At 69.7% G+C, this 13,554-nt stretch carries 15 protein-coding genes; 9 read left to right on the top strand and 6 right to left on the bottom strand.

What is annotated here, in order from left to right:
- Positions 1-358: 358 nt before the first annotated feature.
- Positions 359-1,177, top strand: a complete 819-nt coding sequence (locus ACGFWJ_RS27745) for an MBL fold metallo-hydrolase (RefSeq protein ID WP_392954498.1) — start codon at positions 359-361, stop codon at positions 1,175-1,177.
- 31 nt (positions 1,178-1,208) lie between these two features.
- Here ACGFWJ_RS27745 and ACGFWJ_RS27740 read toward each other — a convergent pair whose 3' ends face one another.
- Entirely contained in the window at positions 1,209-1,583 is a 375-nt protein-coding gene (locus tag ACGFWJ_RS27740) for a nuclear transport factor 2 family protein (RefSeq protein ID WP_387641460.1), read from the bottom strand.
- A gap of 310 nt (positions 1,584-1,893) precedes the next feature.
- On the opposite strand from ACGFWJ_RS27740, the gene ACGFWJ_RS27735 reads away from it, so the two are divergent.
- Positions 1,894-2,388, top strand: a complete 495-nt coding sequence (locus tag ACGFWJ_RS27735; protein ID WP_392954496.1) for a cupin domain-containing protein — start codon at positions 1,894-1,896, stop codon at positions 2,386-2,388.
- Between the two features lie 394 nt (positions 2,389-2,782).
- Here ACGFWJ_RS27735 and ACGFWJ_RS27730 read toward each other — a convergent pair whose 3' ends face one another.
- The gene (locus ACGFWJ_RS27730; RefSeq protein WP_392954494.1) at positions 2,783-3,475 is read right to left on the bottom strand and encodes an HAD family hydrolase; all 693 of its coding nucleotides are present in this window, start codon (positions 3,473-3,475) and stop codon (positions 2,783-2,785) included.
- A gap of 24 nt (positions 3,476-3,499) precedes the next feature.
- Here ACGFWJ_RS27730 and ACGFWJ_RS27725 point away from each other — a divergent pair, with 24 nt between their 5' ends.
- Positions 3,500-3,748, top strand: coding sequence for a hypothetical protein (locus ACGFWJ_RS27725; protein WP_392954493.1), 249 nt, complete (start codon positions 3,500-3,502; stop codon positions 3,746-3,748).
- 497 nt (positions 3,749-4,245) lie between these two features.
- On the opposite strand, the gene ACGFWJ_RS27720 is transcribed toward ACGFWJ_RS27725, so the two are convergent.
- Positions 4,246-5,226 (bottom strand): NAD-dependent epimerase/dehydratase family protein, encoded by a 981-nt coding sequence (locus ACGFWJ_RS27720; RefSeq protein WP_392954491.1) that lies wholly within the window; start codon positions 5,224-5,226, stop codon positions 4,246-4,248.
- A 329-nt stretch (positions 5,227-5,555) separates the two neighbouring features.
- Between ACGFWJ_RS27720 and ACGFWJ_RS27715 the strand changes: the two genes are divergently transcribed.
- Positions 5,556-6,293: a hypothetical protein gene (locus ACGFWJ_RS27715; RefSeq protein ID WP_392954489.1), complete on the top strand. Its 738-nt coding sequence runs from the start codon at positions 5,556-5,558 to the stop codon at positions 6,291-6,293.
- A gap of 355 nt (positions 6,294-6,648) precedes the next feature.
- Here the strand turns inward: ACGFWJ_RS27715 and ACGFWJ_RS27710 are convergent, their stop codons facing one another.
- A complete protein-coding gene (locus ACGFWJ_RS27710; RefSeq protein WP_392954487.1) occupies positions 6,649-6,861 on the bottom strand; it encodes a hypothetical protein in 213 nt (70 codons plus the stop codon).
- A 240-nt stretch (positions 6,862-7,101) separates the two neighbouring features.
- On the opposite strand from ACGFWJ_RS27710, the gene ACGFWJ_RS27705 reads away from it, so the two are divergent.
- The 3 genes from ACGFWJ_RS27705 (at position 7,102) to ACGFWJ_RS27695 (ending at position 9,510) form a co-directional block, all read left to right on the top strand.
- Positions 7,102-7,233, top strand: coding sequence for a hypothetical protein (locus ACGFWJ_RS27705; protein WP_392954485.1), 132 nt, complete (start codon positions 7,102-7,104; stop codon positions 7,231-7,233).
- Positions 7,234-7,286: 53 nt separating this feature from the next.
- Positions 7,287-8,084 carry a hypothetical protein gene (locus ACGFWJ_RS27700; protein ID WP_392954483.1) on the top strand — a complete coding sequence of 266 codons (798 nt, stop codon included), beginning with the start codon at positions 7,287-7,289 and terminating at the stop codon, positions 8,082-8,084.
- Positions 8,085-8,997: 913 nt separating this feature from the next.
- Positions 8,998-9,510 carry a tetratricopeptide repeat protein gene (locus ACGFWJ_RS27695; RefSeq protein ID WP_392954481.1) on the top strand — a complete coding sequence of 171 codons (513 nt, stop codon included), beginning with the start codon at positions 8,998-9,000 and terminating at the stop codon, positions 9,508-9,510.
- Between the two features lie 156 nt (positions 9,511-9,666).
- Here the strand turns inward: ACGFWJ_RS27695 and ACGFWJ_RS27690 are convergent, their stop codons facing one another.
- Positions 9,667-10,140 (bottom strand): hypothetical protein, encoded by a 474-nt coding sequence (locus ACGFWJ_RS27690; RefSeq protein WP_392954479.1) that lies wholly within the window; start codon positions 10,138-10,140, stop codon positions 9,667-9,669.
- 81 nt (positions 10,141-10,221) lie between these two features.
- Positions 10,222-10,650, bottom strand: a complete 429-nt coding sequence (locus tag ACGFWJ_RS27685; RefSeq protein WP_392954477.1) for a DUF6086 family protein — start codon at positions 10,648-10,650, stop codon at positions 10,222-10,224.
- A 635-nt stretch (positions 10,651-11,285) separates the two neighbouring features.
- On the opposite strand from ACGFWJ_RS27685, the gene ACGFWJ_RS27680 reads away from it, so the two are divergent.
- Positions 11,286-12,332, top strand: a complete 1,047-nt coding sequence (locus ACGFWJ_RS27680; RefSeq protein WP_392954475.1) for a hypothetical protein — start codon at positions 11,286-11,288, stop codon at positions 12,330-12,332.
- A 354-nt stretch (positions 12,333-12,686) separates the two neighbouring features.
- On the top strand, positions 12,687-13,514 hold the full coding sequence (locus ACGFWJ_RS27675) for an ABC transporter ATP-binding protein (protein WP_392954473.1): 828 nt from the start codon (positions 12,687-12,689) through the stop codon (positions 13,512-13,514).
- The last annotated feature ends 40 nt before the right edge of the window (positions 13,515-13,554 follow it).

The raw sequence follows: 13,554 nt of genomic DNA, 5'->3' as shown, positions 1-13,554 counted from the left end.
GATGTCGGACCACGCTGACATGCTCCGGCGTCATGCGCACTCAGCGCTTCTGGAACTCGATCGAGGATGCCCGCAGCCAGGTCCCCGATCCCGCCGACGGAGACGCGGTCGCCGCGATGGCCGTCGCCATGCTCCCCACCCGCCCCCCACCCGACCGCGCGCCCAAGGCATGCTCCCAGACGCCACCGACTCCGGCCGCGCTCCACCTCCTCGGCCCCCGCGCGGCGGTTCGGCCCCGCATCCGCCCGCTCGACCACCGTAGGTACCTCGCCGCGCGACCGCCTAATGTTCTCCCGAAGGAGACGACCCCTTCCATCGAACACGGAACGCGATCCACCCTCAACCCGACGGAGGCTCCATGCACTTGATCTCAAGTGGCAGACACCACGCCACGTTCGACTTCGGCAACCTGCGGGTGGTCTCGCTGCGGGACGGGTACATCGACATGCCGCCGACCCGCCTCCGCGACGAGGACGGGCGCACGCTCGACGTGCTGCCGGCCGCCGTCCCGCTGGTCGGCGAGAACCTGCGGCTGTCGGTCAACGCCTTCTTCGTCACCGACGGCACTCGGTCGGTCCTCATCGACACCGGCGCGTCCAACGTCTGGCACGACCCCACCATGGGCTTGATCTACGACGCGCTCGACGAGGCGGGAGTCGAGCGCGCGCGGATCACCGATGTGGCCATCACCCACCGGCACGAGGACCACGTCAGCGGCCTGATCACGCCGGACGGTTCGGAGGCGTTCACCGGACTCGAACGCGTCTGGATCGGCGCGGGCGACACCTCGGTCTTCACGGGGCGCCTCGCGCCGATCCGCGACCGGGTCGTCCCCGTCACGGAGAAGGTCGCGATCAACGACTGGACCACCGCGATCCCGACACCGGGCCACACCCCCGGCCACACCGTCTACGAGGTGAGGAGCAACGCCGGCCACCTCCTCGTCTGGGGCGACACCGTCCACGTCCCCACGCTCCAGTTCGACCAGCCGAAGGTGTCCTGGGAGTTCGACGGCAACCAGCCCCAGGCCCGCACCGCACGCGCGGCGCTCCTCGAACAACTCACCCGCCCCCACCACTTCGTGGCCGGCGCCCACCTCGACTCCCCCGGCATCGCCCGCGTCACCCCCGCCGGCGACGGCTACGCCCTGGAATACCTCGCCCCACCGATCGGCTGACCGATCCCGGCCTCGGGCCACTCCGTGAGGATCAGCGCACGTCGCCGGGGCTTTCGAGGACCAGGGTGGTCTCGTTGACACGACGAAAGCGGCCGTCCGCGGCGAACTCGCCGAAGAGGTGGACCTCCATGAGAAGGGTGGAGCCGTCCTTCATCGAGATCGTGGCGGTGTGACGGTCGGCGTACTGGTCGCCGTCGAAGAGCTCCTGGTGCACCTCGATCACCCCGGAGGCCACGCTCGCACGGAGGTGCGCGATGTGGGCGAGAAAGGCTTCCCGGTCAAGGGAGTTGCCGTCGGTGCGCTGGACGTAGTCGGGGGTGATGTGACGCTCGGCGGCTTCGTTCAGGTCGAGGTCCGGGGAGAAGACGAGGTCGTTGAGGGCGGCACGGATGTCGGTGCGAGGCATGGATGCGCTCCCTGGGTCGAACGGCGGCGGTGGCCGCGTACGTGACGAAGGACTACCGGACGGCAGACCCGCAGGCACGACCAGGGCCGAAACGACCCTCGCCGCCACCACAACTTCCCTTATATCAAAGGAGTTTCATACACCGCGACGATACGCCGACGGCCCGCCACCGAAAGGACGCCCACCCCTCGGCGCCACCGACTTCGCCGCGCAAGCTCCGCAGTCCCACACAGCGGCGATACCCACAAGGCATCAGCCCCGCAGAACAGGTCTTGGACACCGACCCACCCCCAGCGGTGCACTCGTCCACATGACCAGGCAAACGAAGACCGGCGACCCGCAGACCGCCCACACCGTCTCGGTGGTGACCCCCGGCGACGGCGAGACGATCGTTCTGGGCACCACCCGCATGCGCATCCTGGAGGACGGCAGCCACACCGGCCACCGCCTCGCAATCGCCAAGTCCGTCCTCGCCCCGCACACCCAGGGACCGCCGCAGCACCGCCACGCCCTGCACGACGAGGGCTTCTACATCCTGGCCGGCACCGTACGGTTCACCGTCGGGGACACGGACTACGACGCCACCCCGGGCACCCTCGTGATGGTCCCGCCCGGCACCCCGCACACCTTCGCCAACCCGACCGACCAACCCGCCGTCCTGCTCAGCACCTTCACCCCCGACCTGTACGTGCAGTACTTCCGGGACCTCCAGCAAGTCCTCACCGACGGCCGCCCGTTGACGCCACAGGCCAACATCGACGCAATGAGCCACTACGCGACCGAGCCCGCCACCGACCACGCCTGAACCCCCCGGCCCGGCCTCTTCCGGCACGCGGCACAACCGACGGGTCCCGCGTGAACCGGCGGCCCAACCGGCCTGATCCTCCCCCCAACTGACCGACACCGCCCCCTCCCTGGCCCCGGCCGCGGCCACCGGCTTCGTCCTCCTCCAAACCGGCGCAATCACCGTCCACTTGACCACCGGAGACCGCCGAATCGCACTCGACGCCGGACTCACCATCGCTGCGGCCCTGACCATCTGGCCGACCATCAGGGACCTGATCGAACACAGCCCACGACCAGCTGACGCGACGTCGGATCCGAACCGCGGCGTCCACCGGACCGACCACAACACCGTGCCGGCGAACATCCGCCCCCTGACACCGCCCGGACCGACAGGGCGCTCCGGGGCGGCGCCCTCAGGCAGTGATCAGGGCCGGATCGCCGGCAGCGGCGACGACGTGGGACAGCGTCGAGAAGAACGGTCCCGGCCAGCTGTCCTCACGGACGTGCGCGTCGTTGATCGCCCAGTCGCCGGCCCGCAGCATGACCGCGGTCATTCCTTGCGCAGTTGCGCCACTCAGTTCATCGCCGCCGCCGTCACCGACATAGAGGCAATCGCTGGTCGGCGTATCCAGTTCCCTCGCGACCTGGCGGAACAACTCCGGATCCGGCTTCCTGCGCCCTTCCTGGCAGGACAGGACGACCGCGTCGACCAGCGGGGCAAGCAGCAACGTCGGCCAGGTTTCGGCGAGTTCGATCGTGCAGTCACTCAGGACCCCGATCCGAAGGCCGTCGCGGCGAAGCCGCTCCAAAGTCTCGAGCGCGTCATCGCGGAAGACGAACAGTTCACGCTGGCAGGCAAGCCTGGCCGCCGTTGCGGCTGCCAGCGCTTCGTCACCCGGGTCGACTCCGCAGCGCCGGGCCAGGGTGCGGATCGTCCGCGGCAGATCACCCATCGCCCCCACGGCCCGCTCCGGAAAGGACTCGTCCAGCGCCCGACGCCACTGCTCCACCGGAATCCCGAGCGGGGCCGCACTGCGGGCCGCATGTTCGTCCCAGATCCCGCTGGGCGTGCTCGGGGTCAGCGTGCCGAAGAAGTCGAAGATCACAGCGGAGGACCGATAGCCTGCGCCGTGAAGGTCTACCCCCTGTGGCACATCGGCCACCAGAACGAAGCCGGCCCGAACGGCGAAACGATTCACGTCAACGACACGATCGTGTTCCTCGACGAGCTGGACGGCGACGACGTCAAGCTGCTCGGCATCTACTCCTCCGAGGCCGAAGCCGAAGCACGAATCCACCGCGCGCGCCTTCAACCAGGCTTCGCCAACGAGCCGGACTGCTTCCAGGTCGGAGAGTACGACCTCGATGAGGACCACTAGACCGAGGGCTTCGTCCGCGTGCCGGCCCAGCCCCTCGAGTAAACGATCCTACCGAGCCGGGCCACTGACACACCGCCCAAGTACCTCACAAACCCTGCTCGGCCCAACAGTTGCCGCCGCACGGACAGACCCCGAGCAGGCCGGGCCTACCTCACCGGCCGACCGACCGCCGCTGAACAGCGCACGGAACGGCTGCAGATCACCCACGAGACACTAGGGCAGCGTCTCCGCTGTGGCCCACGGCCACCAGCCGGTTGTCGTTTGTCGACACACCTGACGATGATCAACGGTGGCCGTGTCGTCTCCAGGCCGGAGGGCCGCCTGCCGAGCACCCGCGACACCTTGGCGCCGAAAATTACGGTGGCCCCGGGCGAGCTGCTCGCGGTGAGGTCGGCGCCCCGGCCACCATCCGCAGCTTCGCTCACTCGAGACCACCCGTTCTCAGCGCGGGATCACACCGAGCCGGACCACACCGAGCCGGACCACACCGAGCCGACTCACCTCAGCTCGTCCAGCAGCCGCTGCTCCTCCGCAGCGGTGAGCCCCTCCTCGTCGACGGCCGGTCCACCGCGGGCGGTGTCCCAGGCGAGGGTGTCGGCAACGGTCTCGGCGAGCGGACGGTACATCAGGCCGGCGGCCAGGGCGCGGGAGATGTCCACCCGGTTGATCGCCACGCACTCGGGGGCGCCGATCCACATCGGGACGCCCATCCATGGGTTGACGCCGGCTTTCAGCAGCTTCTCACTGCTGACCCAGACCGGCTCCGCACCGGGGTTCACCAGTGCCCGGCAGACGGCGAAGAACTCGCCGAACGGCAGGGTGCGACCGGTGACGTTGTAGATGCCGCCGCGCTGTGCTGCGATGCACCCCAGGATCCACGCCGCGACATCGCGGACATCGATGAACTGGGCCGCGTCGGCCGGGTCGCCCGGCAGCAGCACCGTGCCGCCGCGCTGGAAGCGCCGCGGCCAGTAGGGGAAGCGGTCGGTCGGGTCGTGCGGCCCGACGATCATGCCGGGGCGGACGATGCTGGCACGCTCGCCGTATGCGCCCAGCACGATCCGCTCGCAGGCGGCTTTGCGTGCGCCGTAGAGCTGGTGTGGCGGCAGGTCCTCGCCGAGGACGAGCAGATTTCCGTCCTCGTTCTGCACGGTCGCCTGGTCGGCAAGGACCGACAGGGAGGAGACGAAGACGTACCGGTCCACGCGCTCACCCAGGGCGGTGACCGAGCGGCGGACCACCTCGGGCTCGTAGCCTGCGACATCGACCACGGCATCCCAGCGGCGGTCACCGAGCGCGGACAGGTCGGTGGTGCGGTCGCCAATGATGGTCTCGACCTCGGGGAAGAGCTCGGGCGCGGTCCGGCCGCGGTTGAACAGCGTCACCTGGTGCCCCTCGGCCAGTGCGGCCTCGACAAGGGTGCGACCCACGAAACGCGTGCCACCCAGCACGAGCAGGCTCAGCGGGCGGGGGGTCATGCTCTGCATTGTTGACGAACTCCGGAGTTGTGAAGCGGTCCGGGCCGCTGGCGGCAGAAGCCGGCTCAGTCGGCGACCCGGTCAGGGACGTGACGGAACTCGCTCCCGGCAGCCATAAACCTCACCCTCTCGGTGACGCGTCGACATGGCACTGCTCTGGCGCAGGCGAACCTAGCAGTAGACGATCACGGCCGTCGACAGCATTACGGCACCGCGGACCAGTCCAGGGGTAGCCGAGATCACGATCTGAAGCCGGAGTACTGACTGCCCCGACCCGGTATCTTTCGGACCTGCAAACCCACACCCTGTCCTGGGAAATGAAGTGCAGCATGCACATCCTGGATGACCTCACGGGTCTCACCTCGCGTGCAAAGAACCTGCTCGACCGAACCGGCCGACGCGACGATCCGCAGGAACCCCGACTCTCCACCGAGTTCCTGCAAATCCGTGACCACTCCGGCCAGTTGACCCCCGCGCCCATGATGCTGGTCATCCGCCGGGAGGGATTCGAGCAGAGGTACGGCGGACTCCGTTACCAAATCCGAAGCAGCTGCACCATCGAGGGCGAACGCCACGAGACGCTCCGCGACTGGCACTACGACCTGGGCCAAGGCATGTGGGCCGGCCCTGCCAACGGCTGGTACTTCGACTGGTCCGGGGAGTACGTGTCCTCCCCGGTCCGCTACCTGGTGCACACCGACGGCCGGGTCGGAGTAACCGACGGAGGCGGAACGTTCCTCGAAGTCGCCCCGTCCATCCCGGCACTCATCGAATCCCACGCCCTCACCGACACGCTCGCGACCTGGGACCGCGTCGCCACCAACGTCGACAGCTTCGCACTCGCCCAGCATCTCGACGGCCTCACCGACATCCCCGAAGCATCAGGCCGCACCGTCCGATGGCGACTGTCCGACAACGTCGCAGTCAAGGAGTTCCGGATCTGGAGCAGCGACGCACCGCGCCGCTGGTGTGCCTTCCTCTGGAGCCGAGGCGAATCCGGCCGCCGCCAGGTCGAATCGGCCACCGCCCGAGCAGCGACCACACAGCAGGCTCCATCAGCTACTTGACCCACCGCTCGAACCATCCCCGGCGTTCCGCCGCCATACCAACGAACGAACTGACCCACCGGACGCAAGCATCGAACTCGGCACAGGATCCAGGCCGTTCCCGACTCGACACTGCTCGACCTCGCACATCATCGGAGGCCGCCACCACCTGCCGAACGCCCACCCGCCCGCCCGCCCGCAACAAGGCACCCCCCAGGCGAACAACTGCCCGACCGTTCCTGCCTCGACAACCCGAGGAAACGCCCTCGTCCGAGCCTCCGCCGTCATGGCGCCGGGCCGTCCTGTCAGCAACTGCTGCAACGCTGTCCCCATGGCACTCCCCGGCTCCCGTACGAAGACGACAGATGTCTGGCTGCTACCGGAGGACGAGGCCCTGGTCGGGCAGCGGATCGGGGAGCTCCTGCCGGGTGCTGGATGGCTTTGCAGCCAACCGGGCCCACTGGGCCTGCACCAAGTACATGTGCACTCGACGGTCCAGGAGGCTCTGTGCTGCGGCGGGGTTCAGGCCTTTCTGGCCCTGCCAGGAGGGGCTGCCGCCCCCGCGGGTGTCCAGGACTTGACCGGCCACGCGAACGGTCCTGGGCTGCCGCGCGCTGCGGTGGTTCAACTGCTGTGCTCACGGCGCAGGCCGAGTCACCGCGGCGAGGCGTTCGAGGCCGGTCGCCTCGGGGTGCGCTGGTTCGAACCCGAGGTTGGGCCCGAGATGCACCAACTCCTGACCGAACAGACGCGCACCGTCTGGCAGGCTCTGCGGTCAGGCACCCGGCCGGCCGTGGTCGCGACCGCGGACGGCCGAAGGATCTCCGGCATGCGCATCGGCCACGCAGCCCACGCGCTCGCAGCCGGCACGGGCATCCAGCTCACCCGCGGAGGGTCCCAGCGTCTGCACCTGGTCACCGCGCCCTCCGGCCCCGGCCAACCGTCAACCGCGAACAGCTAGCGGGTCAGCCCGCGGCAACGGCCCTGTCCGGCCTGCGTGAAAGACTGCGACGCATGTCTCTCGCCGACCTCACCTTCGACCAGTGGCGGTCGTTCGACCTCTCGACCGCCCGCCAAATCGCGCAGCAGGCAGCTGATCTGGCCGGCGGCCGCGTGATTGCCGTCGAAACCGGCGAACATCTCGGCTCCCGAATGCACCGCGTCCTGATCGACCGGAACGCACAGGAATTCGCCCTGATACCCGGCGGCCCAGTAACGCTCGGATTCGACCTCGACACCTGGCAACCGACGCCCGAACAGGCCGCCGACTACCAGGAGAGCCTGGAGCAGGGCTTCGGCAACGACCCCGACCTCCGGGCCCACCTCGCCCAACTGCTCAGCCCGCACCGGCGCGTCAACCTGGCGACGGTACTCATGGCCGTCGAGGACGAGAACCTGACCGAGCCACCCACCGACATGCCCGCCGTCCTCGCGGCCCGCGGCCTGCGAATGCCGAGCTCCGACGAGTGGGAACACGCCTGCGGAGCCGGCGCCAACACCCTGTTCCGCTGGGGCAACGACTGCCCCCTCGACCGCATCCCCTACGACGATCACACCGGCCCCCAGCACCAACCGAACGCCCTGGGCCTCCGCATTGCCCACGACACGTACCGCACCGAACTGACCAGCGACCTCACCGCAGTACACGGCGGCGACGGCGGCGAGTCGGCCTGCGGCGGCTACGGCCACCTCCTCGGATGGCTCCCGCTGGCCACGGCCAACCGCAACCCCTTCTACGCCGAGTTCGTGTACGGGCCCGACGGCGAAGACATGTACGAGGACTTCTCCACCCGACCGGTATTCGAGCTCTGACCCGCCACCACTCACCACGGCACTCACGATCCCCACACCAGCCGTGACCACGCACAGTCAGACCAGGCCGGCACCGATGCGGACCTCAAGCGGCCGTCCGGGACCCGACCCCAGACCCCGAACCCACCCGAGAACGCGGTCATCATGGCGTCCGCAGGCAAGTTGGGCGATCGCCGGGATCAGGCTCCCACGAACCCCCCGTATCGTCTTCCCTCGCCAGCCTGGACCGTCCAGCCCACCAGGCACACCGTGCTGCGCTCAACCATCAACGGCTCCTCGGCAACCCGGAGCAGGCCTTCCCCCCGATCCGTCCGCCATGTGCTGACACCGACCGGTCTCGGCAACCGAACCAAGGGTTCGGGCACGAGCTCGGGCCGCCCGGTCGCCGCAATCCGAAGCAGGAACGGCGCCAATGCTCCCACCGCGATCGTTCCGCCCTGCTGGTGAAGACTCGTCCAGAGCCGCCACAAGGCCCCACCGGCAGCTTCGGCGTCCCCGGACGCGAGCGTGGCGAGCAGGCCGGGGATCTCCTCGCACGGGCCGTCGAAGTGCCGGAACCGCCGCCAGGGAACCTCGTCGTACCTGAGCCCGTCCCTGGCCTCCCCGGGCTCGCGCCCACGGCCGTCCGCACGTCGCCGTCCGTGCCGCCCACCGTTCCAGCCGGCCGGCCAACAGTCATCAGGCCGGCAGTGACCCACTCCCCACGAGGCAGGCATCCGCATCCGCCGAGAAGCATGTGCCTCGCGCGCACATGCTGTGCGCACTGCGCCTGACCAGCGACGTAGTGGGAAGAAACCGTCAAATAAGGACGAAAGCACCGCAAATGCCGGGCCGATCCACAAGTAGGCGCCTGTGGACGAGGCTCCGATAAGGTGAGTTGATCTCCGAACTCGTACGCATGGGGGGCGTAGCAGTGACGACCGAGGTGACGCCCGAACTGGCCGAGGCGATCCAGCGTGGCTATGACCAACGCGACCGGGCGAACATGGCGCCGACGATCGCCTACTTCCAGGCGCTGCTTGCCGAACACCCGGACCACCCGGTCCTCGTGTACGAGGTGGGTGGCGCCTACGACACCGCGGGCGAGGAGGAGACCGCCCGCGGCTACTACGAGCGCGCGCTCGCCCTCGGCCTCGACGGCGACGTCCTGCGCCGGTGCCTGTGCCAGTACGCCAGCACCCTGAGGTGGCTGGGCAAGTTGGACGAGTCGCTGGCGGTGCTCGACCGCGCCCGCAGGGAGTTCCCCGACTCCGACTCCGTCCGCGTCTTCCGCGCTCTGACCCTCAACGATGCCCAGCGAGCGGACGAGGCGGTCGCCGAGTTGCTCACCGTCGTCACCGGGCATGCCGAGGTCACCGACCTCGGGCGGTGGGCGGTCGGGCTCCGCGGCCTCGCCCAGTGGCTCGCGGACGGCCGCCCCGAATAGGAAGCATCTGCCCTGCAAGAGGCCGGCGCAGGGGAATCGGCACGTGGTGACCTTGGCTGATGCGCGCATCCGCGACCAGCATGCACACCGCAGTGTTCGCCGTAGGACCGGCTCTCTGCCGCGATGAGCGGCTGGGGCGAGGGCTCCTCTCGCACCCTAATCCTGGAAGCTCTGGGAGTAGATCATCCCGCTCGGCCACAAAGGCAGCTGCCACCAGCGCATCGACGCCTCCCTACGGCAGAAGCGAACCTCGCCGCAGCCCGTGACCGCCCAACCGCCGTCGTCCTGGACCGTCACCGGCTGGATTCTCCGGCGACCCACGGCACTGTCCGACGCAGAACAGCTCCAGTTCAAGACCGTCCTGGCCCACAGCTCGACGCCCTGACCCGGCACGTCCGCTCCTTCGCCGTCATACTCGCCGAGCACCAGGGCGAGCGTCTCCCGGAACGGCTCGACGCGGTCCGCCGGGACGACCTGCCCCTTTGGCACACACTCGCTGCTGGAATCGACCGAGCCCGGGACGCCGTCATCGCAGGCCTCACCCTTCTCTGGAACTCCGGCGTCATCGAAAGGCACGTCAACCGGATCAAGATGCTCAAGCCCCAGCGGTTCGGCCGAGCCGACTTCCATCTCCTCCGCAAGCGCGTCCTGCTCTACTCACAGGACACCGCGTTCTGATGGCATCCATGTACTTCGCCGGACAGACCAGGCTCAGGCCGCCATGAATCGGCCCAGCTCGCGCGCCTTGTGCTGAAGGGCGGCCATCCGAGCCGCCTCAGCGGAACCCGGGGCCGCCGGCACCTGAACATCCTTGAGGCCGCCGTCCTCGGCGGAGCCTGCTGACTGCCAGTTCACCTCGATGCCTGCCCTTTCCGCCAGGACCAGCATCGTGACGACGAAGCCCTCGGAGAGGGCAGCCATGACATCGTGAGTCGTTCTCCGGTGCCACGCGAGCAGGGCGTCGACGAACTCCTTGAACACGACGGGGTCGATCTGGCACTCGTCAGCCTGCATGGGACCGATGCCGGACCGCAGCCCCAGTTCCGTCTGGTAGACGCTCACTTGACTCATGAACAGCCGGGAGGCCCCGTTGGACGGGTTCCACACGGTCTCGTCGCCTATGTCGTAGTACTGGCTCAATGCAGCCCCTCCTTGCTGGTCATACCGGCCAGCGTCGCGAGCGCATGACCATACGGTGAGTCAGCCCTCCAGGAAGTGAGCCAGAACCACTTCGCATGAACGAAGCCACCATCAAGCCAACAAGACGCACTCGCGCGGAACTCGAAGCCACCGTGCCGCAGCGCCCGCAGGTGCTGACCGACCGACTTGGCGCAGGTCCGGCACAGCAGTCCATCCACGCCGGTCCGGCAACCTCCCAGATCTCACCGCAGCCGGAGCAGGTTCCCTCGCAATCCGGCATCCGGGACCGGCAGTTCGTTCGGGTCCCAGCCCCGCCAGCGTCCCAACCTGCAACCGGCTACGCGCATCACGCCACATGTCAGATCGCACCGACCAACGCCGGCCCACGACAACACGGGTGACCCGCCGACCCCGCGTAACCTGCGTGCCGGCCAGCCCGGTCACCGGCAGGGGCCAACCGCATGAACCGCGCACCGCAGCAACCATGTCCGCCTCCACCACAACCACCCGGACTCCCAACCTCCCCTCACGCCGACCGGGCACCCCACCGATGAGCGACGAGCCATGAGGCTTGCCGCAGAGAAGATCGAAAAACACGGCCCCGCTATGTCGCCGGCGGCAGGCATACTGGCGCAATGTCCGACCATCGCCCGTCCGATGCCATCGAACCGCCGGACCCGTTCGAAGGTCTGGTCCTGGACGAGGAGTTCGTCCGCTCCGCCACCGTGACCGAGCCGTCCGCGCGGGCCCGGATGCTGGCGGAACGCTGGCGTCATGAGCCGCCGGTCGACCCGGGTGGCCGCCACTGGTCGCCGGGCGGGTCGCGACCGTCCCGGCGCAGTCGGCGGCCCCGGCGGACAAGACAGGCCCAAGCTCCCTACCACACCCGACGATTGGGGCGGCTGCGACGGTTCCGCTCGCTCAGCCGGGGTGAGCAGTGGACGGTGGTGCTCGGGCTGCTGATCGTCCTGCTGGTGGTGGGCGGGGTGCTGTTCGAACCGCAGCGCGCCCACACCCCGCAGCTGGCCCGCCCGGCAGGAGAGCCGGGCAGCCCGTCACCCTCGCAGGACCGTGCGCTGCCGGGCGGTGGGATATTCGTCGGCAGCCGGTGCGGGACTCGCGGCTACCACCGTTTCCCGGCCGCGCCCGCCTCGCTCAGCGTCGACGGGTCGTCAGGTCCGGCGTTGCTGCTGGCCGCCCACGGTTACCGACACCTCGGCACCGACCGGCCCGGCGAGTTCACCTTCGACCTGCGGCTCAGCTCGGGCTCCGCGACGCCGATGGTGCTGTCCGGACCGCTCGGCCCGGAGGGCGTGGCGGTGGAGATCGAGGGACCGAACGGTCTGGTGGCCGGCGCGTACGGACTGCCCGCGACAGTCGAGGGCACGCCGCACACCTCCGACGGCCGGGGCTGGCTGATCTCCGACTACGGCGCGGTCGCGCACGTCGTGCTGCCAGCGGCGGCGCTCTGCCCGGGCGTCGACGCGCAGGCCCTGGCGACCGGGCTGGCACTGCGCACCGACGGCGGCAACACAATCACCGGCCCAGCGCCGTACACCGTCACGATGTCGCTGGCCGACCCGGAGGTGGGCGAGCTGCGGCGCACCCTCGGCGTGCTGACCCGGGGCGAGGTCCTGGCGGTCACCAACCAGATCCCGGCGCGCGCGACCAGCCCGATCTGATCCTGTCGCGAACCATCCTCCTGAGGCTGCCCCAATCTCCCCGAACCTTCCGGGGGTTGGCCGCCGGACAGCGGTGGGGATAACCCCACCTCGAACCCTCGTGCCCCCTCCATGGCGGGTGACCAGCGGTTTTCCTAGCGTTGGTGAGGCCCCGGCAGAGAGAACCACTGGGGCCTCATCTCCGAGGAAGGCTTCACCATGTCGCCCCGCCTGCGCCGTTCCCAGCCCGGCCGGCCCGCCCATTCCGCCACGCCGGACGCTGCCGCCGCACCGGGGTCGCCCTGGCCCAGCCATGCCGCGCCCACGTCCACGCCCGGCCTGCCCACGCCCGGCCTGCCCGTAAACGGACGGCCCATGGACGGACGGCCCATGGACGGACGGCCCACCGGCGGGCAGCCGGCGAGCGGGCAGGCCACGGGCGGACGGCCCGTCGACGGGGCGCCGGCGGTCGAACTGCGCGGCGTGCGCCGGGTCTACGGTCGCGGCGCCGGGGCGGTGCATGCCCTCGGCGGGATCGACCTGGCCCTCCCCGCAGGCAGCTTCACGGCCGTGATGGGCCCGTCCGGCTCCGGCAAGAGCACCTTCCTGCAGTGCGCCGCCGGCCTCGACCGGCCCGATGCGGGGCAGGTGCTGCTGGCCGGGAGCCCGATCAGCTCGCTCGGGGAGGACGCGCTGACCAAGCTCCGGCGCAACAGGATCGGCTTCGTCTTCCAGGCGTTCAACCTCCTTCCGTCGCTGACGGTCCTGCAGAACGTGCTGCTCCCGCAGCGCCTGGCCGGCCGCCGACCGGACAAGGCCCGGGCCCACGAACTGCTCGCCCGGGTCGGCCTGGGCGAACATGCCGCCCGCCGCCCCGCTCAGCTCTCGGGCGGCCAGCAGCAGCGCGTCGCCCTGGCCCGGGCCCTGATCACCCGGCCCGACGTGATCTTCGCCGACGAGCCCACCGGGGCGCTCGACACGCGCAGCGCGCACGAGGTCCTCGGCCTGCTGCGCAACGCGGTGGACGGCCTCGGCGCCACAGTGGTGCTGGTCACGCACGACCCGGTCGCCGCGTCCTTCGCCGACCGCGCGGTCTTCCTGGCCGGCGGTCTCCTCGCGGGCGAACTCCACCGGCCCGATCCGCGCACGGTCTCCGAGCACATGCTCACCCTCTCCGCCCAGCCTGCCGGTACTCGCGCATGAACCCGCACCGTCCCTGCTCACGCCCCGGAGTCGGCCGCGC

It is taken from the genome of Kitasatospora sp. NPDC048407, assembly GCF_043200475.1.
Lineage (GTDB): Bacteria > Actinomycetota > Actinomycetes > Streptomycetales > Streptomycetaceae > Kitasatospora.
Note: the sequence above shows the minus strand (reverse complement) of the source record. Positions and strands in the feature narration are given on the sequence as shown.

Coding starts and splice junctions, on each gene's coding strand:
- ACGFWJ_RS27745 (WP_392954498.1), top strand. CDS start 359: ATGCACTTGATCTCAAGTGGCAGACACCACGCCACGTTCGACTTCGGC.
- ACGFWJ_RS27735 (WP_392954496.1), top strand. CDS start 1,894: ATGACCAGGCAAACGAAGACCGGCGACCCGCAGACCGCCCACACCGTC.
- ACGFWJ_RS27690 (WP_392954479.1), bottom strand. CDS start 10,140: ATGGAAGTCGGCTCGGCCGAACCGCTGGGGCTTGAGCATCTTGATCCG.
- ACGFWJ_RS27740 (WP_387641460.1), bottom strand. CDS start 1,583: ATGCCTCGCACCGACATCCGTGCCGCCCTCAACGACCTCGTCTTCTCC.
- ACGFWJ_RS27715 (WP_392954489.1), top strand. CDS start 5,556: ATGCACATCCTGGATGACCTCACGGGTCTCACCTCGCGTGCAAAGAAC.
- ACGFWJ_RS27720 (WP_392954491.1), bottom strand. CDS start 5,226: ATGACCCCCCGCCCGCTGAGCCTGCTCGTGCTGGGTGGCACGCGTTTC.
- ACGFWJ_RS27700 (WP_392954483.1), top strand. CDS start 7,287: ATGTCTCTCGCCGACCTCACCTTCGACCAGTGGCGGTCGTTCGACCTC.
- ACGFWJ_RS27705 (WP_392954485.1), top strand. CDS start 7,102: ATGCGCATCGGCCACGCAGCCCACGCGCTCGCAGCCGGCACGGGCATC.
- ACGFWJ_RS27680 (WP_392954475.1), top strand. CDS start 11,286: ATGTCCGACCATCGCCCGTCCGATGCCATCGAACCGCCGGACCCGTTC.
- ACGFWJ_RS27675 (WP_392954473.1), top strand. CDS start 12,687: ATGGACGGACGGCCCATGGACGGACGGCCCACCGGCGGGCAGCCGGCG.